This window comes from Deferrisoma sp. (assembly GCF_054681715.1).
Genome location: NZ_BAAHFQ010000206.1, coordinates 1 through 4,641, shown reverse-complemented (window position 1 = coordinate 4,641; position 4,641 = coordinate 1). Strand labels below are relative to the sequence as shown.

Annotated in this window: 1 protein-coding gene, 1 tRNA gene and 1 CRISPR repeat array; of the genes, one reads left to right on the top strand and one right to left on the bottom strand. The window is 68.0% G+C overall.

The genetic code is table 11. The features are described 5' to 3' along the window. Nucleotides 1-331 precede the first annotated feature (331 nt). A CRISPR array of direct repeats spans nucleotides 332-802; the repeat unit is 37 nt; unit sequence GTTGCAACCGGTACCGGAAGTGATGGGTCGTTGGGAC. A 191-nt stretch (nucleotides 803-993) separates the two neighbouring features. After that, complete coding sequence (gene cas12b, locus ACY0I8_RS16525) at nucleotides 994-4,371, top strand: type V CRISPR-associated protein Cas12b (RefSeq protein ID WP_461395623.1); 3,378 nt, start codon at nucleotides 994-996, stop codon at nucleotides 4,369-4,371. Between the two features lie 175 nt (nucleotides 4,372-4,546). Here the strand turns inward: cas12b and ACY0I8_RS16520 are convergent. Next, nucleotides 4,547-4,622: transfer RNA gene (locus tag ACY0I8_RS16520), tRNA-Ala, on the bottom strand. Nucleotides 4,623-4,641: the final 19 nt, after the last annotated feature.

Below are 4,641 nucleotides of genomic sequence, written 5' to 3'. Positions count from 1 at the left end.
CGGGCCTCTTCATTGACGTCGACCATCGTGTCTTCCCTCCTTGCCGCAGGTTGACCGCTACGGCTCTGGAGGATGACGCGGTGGTCTTTTCGTTTGCAAGGGCCCATGCCCTTCTTACACCACGTGTCTGGACTCTACTCGCGAACCTCTGGCGCACAGGCAGTTCCGTGGAGGTTCGCGGTCAGGGCCTAACTGCCCGCAATCCGACGGAAAACCCTCTGCGACCCACGGCGGCGAACTCCTGTGAAACCGACCCTGTTCACCCAAGCGGTATGGGTCCGCGGAAACGGGCTGGGAACCCGGCGTCGCAACGATGGTTTTGGGGCGGGCGGTTGCAACCGGTACCGGAAGTGATGGGTCGTTGGGACGTCGAAAAGCAGGAGCGGCTCCTCCGGGACCTGGTGTTGCAACCGGTACCGGAAGTGATGGGTCGTTGGGACTGGGGCCCGTTTTGCCCCCCTGGGGGGGTAGGCAGTTGCAACCGGTACCGGAAGTGATGGGTCGTTGGGACCGTTGGGGATGTAGGTGATGGGCACCCCCTGCCCGGGTTGCAACCGGTACCGGAAGTGATGGGTCGTTGGGACGATCACCCGAGCGTGTACGCCGAGATCCAGGCGTTGCAACCGGTACCGGAAGTGATGGGTCGTTGGGACAAAATGAGGGCCTCCACAGTCGCCGTATCGACCAACGAGGTTGCAACCGGTACCGGAAGTGATGGGTCGTTGGGACGAGCACCACCCCGGCAGGTGGAACCCCACGCTCACCGTTGCAACCGGTACCGGAAGTGATGGGTCGTTGGAGGCCGGAGAAGAACTGACAAGGGCGCCGAGCAAATCGTAGGGCAGGACGCCATACCTAGCGTAGGCCCGGCGCTCTGGAAAGAGGGGGGGGTGCATGCCAACCCGGGCGATCAAGTTCAGACTCGTTGTTCCCCGCGATGACTCCCCCGAGTCCGTCCGCGCTCGAAGGGCCCTTTGGGCCACCCACCTTTTTGTGAACCGCGCCGTTGCCCATTACGAAAACCTGCTGCTGGAGATGCGGCAGGCCGACGTGTGCGTGGGGCAGACCCCCGAGGGGGAGGACGAGATCGCCCCGGCCGCCGTATGGAAGAACCGCCTCGAACAACGGCTTCGCGACCGGGGCGTACCGCCCGAACGCCGCCAGGAAGCCTGCGAACTGTTGCGGGAGTTTTACGGCCACATCGTGGCTTCCAGCCGGGACCCCGGCCGGGGAAGCGCCCAGGATGCCCGCAACTATCACGACCTCCTGGTGTCGGCCGGCTCGGCCTCGGGCCAGGCCGACGAACACCTGCTGGCCGTGTTCGACCCCGTGCTCCAGCGGTATCGAACCGGCGACGGCTGGCGGGAACCCGACGAGGCGTGGGCCGAGGAAGCCCGGGGCATCCTGGCCTCAAACGAGGAACTTCTCAACCGCACGGGCCGCCCGCCCGCATGGCTCGTGAGCTATCAGAACGGCGACCCAGGGTGGCCGCTTCGCCTGTTTTCGGACCTCCAGGGGAAGTGGTCGGGCGACGTTCTTCTCAAGGCGCGGTTGAGAGCCCTCGGTGTGGTGCCGCTGGCCGCCCCCTTTGGTGAAGGGCTGATCCGGGGTACCCGCGGCAACCTCACCAAGTACGAGCGCATGGCGTTCGCCCTTGCCGTAGGGCACCTGAACCCTTGGGAGACGGGGGGCCACAGAGCCCGGGTCGCGTACCAGGAGCGGCTCGACCGCCTCGTCCGTTGGGATGAGCGGTGGGCGGAGCCGCTTGCCGACGCCCTGGCGGCGATTCGACGCTACGAGGAGGAGCGAACCCTGGCCCTGGAACGGTTGGCCGAGGGGCTGGGCGCGGCGCCGCGCTATCGGGTGGGCTTTCGGGAACTGCGGGGCTGGCCGCGCGTGCGCGAGTGGCTGCTAGCCCATCCGGGCGCGCCGCTGGATGAGCGCAAGAGGTTTCTGGCCCAACTGCAAGCCGAAAATCCCCGAAAATTCGGCGGGGCGGAACTGCTCGCTTGGCTCGCGCATCCCGATCAGGACTGGCTCGTGCGGCACCCCGCGGGCGACGCGGTGCAGACCGTGGCCGAACGGAACTACCTCGAGCGGCTCCTGGAGCGTACCCGCCAGCACCCCGTGTTCACGTTCGCCGAGGCGCGCGAACATCCCCGGTTCGCTGAGTTCGACCCCCCGAAAAACCAAAACCAGCCCCCCTACGACCTGGCAAGCCCGGAACCCGGCAAACTCACCCTCACCATTCGGTTGCTAACCCCGGCGGACGGCGACCCCTCGGGTCCGCTGGAGGAACAGGACTTCACTTTCCTCCTGGCTCCATCCGGGCAGGCCCGCGGGGCCGTGGTGGAGGAGGTGCGGACGGGGCGCACGAGAGGCACCCGTCGGGACCTGGTGCTCCGGCGCCGCACCCAGGACCGCCTCGGGGAAACGGCGGCAACGGTGGCCGGGGCGGCTCTCCTGTTCGACCGGGGCCACACCGAGAGGACGGGGGAGGAGGCCCTGGCCGACGGCGCCGTGGGCCCCGTGTACTTCAAGGTGGCCCTCGATGTGGTGCCCGAAGCCGGAGAAGAAGCGTTCCGCAACCGGAAGACCACGAAGGCATGGTTCGACTCTTCTCTGGGGGAGCGAATAAGTGCCAAGGGGCGGGACAGAGCTCCGACCGCCCCCACCCGCGTGCTCGCCGTGGACCTGGGCTTGCGCTCGGCCGCGGCCATTGCGGTGTACGAGGTGGAACCCGCAACGGGGGCCGACGGGGCTGTGTCGGCGACGCCGGCGTACCGGCTCGAACGAAGCGCCGTGCTTCGACTGCCCGGAGAGGAAACAGACAAGGACGAGCTGGCCCGGCGCCGGGAGGCCGACGACGAACTGTTCGCGGTACGGCGGGAGATCCGCCGGCTTGGCACGTTTCGGCGGATCTGCCTCATGGAAACCCCGGAGGAGCGGCGTGAGGCGCTCGCCGCGCTCCGGGCCGACGACGAGGCGTCGGGGGAGCGGTTTCCCTTCCGGGACGAGGACCTCGCCGAGCTATGGGGCGTGGCCGGGGCTCCGACGCCCCGGTGGCGCGACGCAGCCTTTCGACTCTACCGGGAGGCCGAACGAAGGCTCGGGGAGCGCATCGCCCAGTGGCGCAGGCGGACCAGGGAACTCCGGACCAGAGGGGGCGGGAAGAGCGCGTGGGCGGTGGAGCATCTCGAACGGGTGTACCGGACCCTTCTCGCCTGGCACCGGCACCAGCCCCCTTGGAGGCCCGAGGTCCAGCGGCTGGACCGGGAGCGCTTCGGCTCGGTGGCCCGAAGGCTCCGGGAACACTTCGTGAACCTCCGGGAGGACCGCGCCAAGACGACGGCCGACCTCATCGTGCAGGCCGCCCGGGGGCTGGTGTACGAGGACGGCCGCTGGACCCAAAGGTTTGACCCCGTGGACCTGATCGTGTTCGAGGACCTCACCCGCTACCGGTTCCGCACCGACCGGCCCCGGGCGGAGAACCGGCAACTGATGCGGTGGATGCACCGGGAGGTCCGGCGACTGGCCGAGATGCAGGCAGAGGAGTACGGCATCGCCGTTGCCGAAACAGGCGCCGCCTTTTCGAGCCGTTTCGACGCCACGACCGGGGCGCCCGGCGTACGATGCCGGGCCCTGACCGCCGAAGACGTGGCCCAACTACAGGCCGGGGCCGCCCCGTGGCTGGTGCCCGCCCTGGAAGCCGTCGGAATCCCCCCGGAGGAGGTGAGGCCGGGAACGCTCGTGCCCACGGGCACGGGGGAACTCCTGGCGTACCTGAAGGCGGGCGGACTCGGCGTCAAGCACGCCGACATCAATGCGGCGCAAAACATCGGGCGGCGATACATCACAGGGCACAGCGACCCGGTACGCTTGGCGGTGCGCCCCCTAGAGACAAGGGACCACGGGACGGTCTACGTGAACCCTGCGCCGGGGAAACGGCTTCAAGGGGCGTTGGGGGCGGCCGCCGTCGCGCTGGTCTCCTGCGGTGATGGAGCGGACGGCTACGAACTCAGGGGGTTCCGAACCGTGGCCGAGTGCGCCCGTTTCCTGGACGTCTCACGACAAGCCCTGGGAGCGGGGGTGGAGGATGCCGAGGAATCGGGGGGCACCAGACAGGACGCGTCCGACGCCGACCTCGAACTGGACGCCATCGAAGAGGCGCAGGCCGAGCGGATGGGCGAACGCACCACATTCTTCCGGGATCCGAGCGGCCAAGTGGCCGGAGGCCGCTGGCTACCCGCCAAAGAGTTCTGGGGGCGGGTGGAACGAACGGTAGCGAATCGGCTCGCCGACAGACTACCAGCCTCGGGATCCCCGGGTTCTGGACCCGCGAACGGCGAGAGACTCCCTGCGGCAGGCTGAGGCCTCCCGACGACACGAGTGGGGAACGGATTCCAGGAGGGGAAGGAAGGGAGGCTTCGGGTTTTTCCACCTTGGCCCGCGTCGGGGACTGTCCAACGGCCCACCAGAAGGGGCACGTTCTCAGGGCACAAGAAGAAAGGGCTTACGGGGTCAGCCCGTAAGCCCTTAGTTTTCGTGGTGGAGCCGATCGGGATCGAACCGACGACCTCTTGAATGCCATTCAAGCGCTCTCCCAGCTGAGCTACGGCCCCACGAGAGAATCGGCTTTTT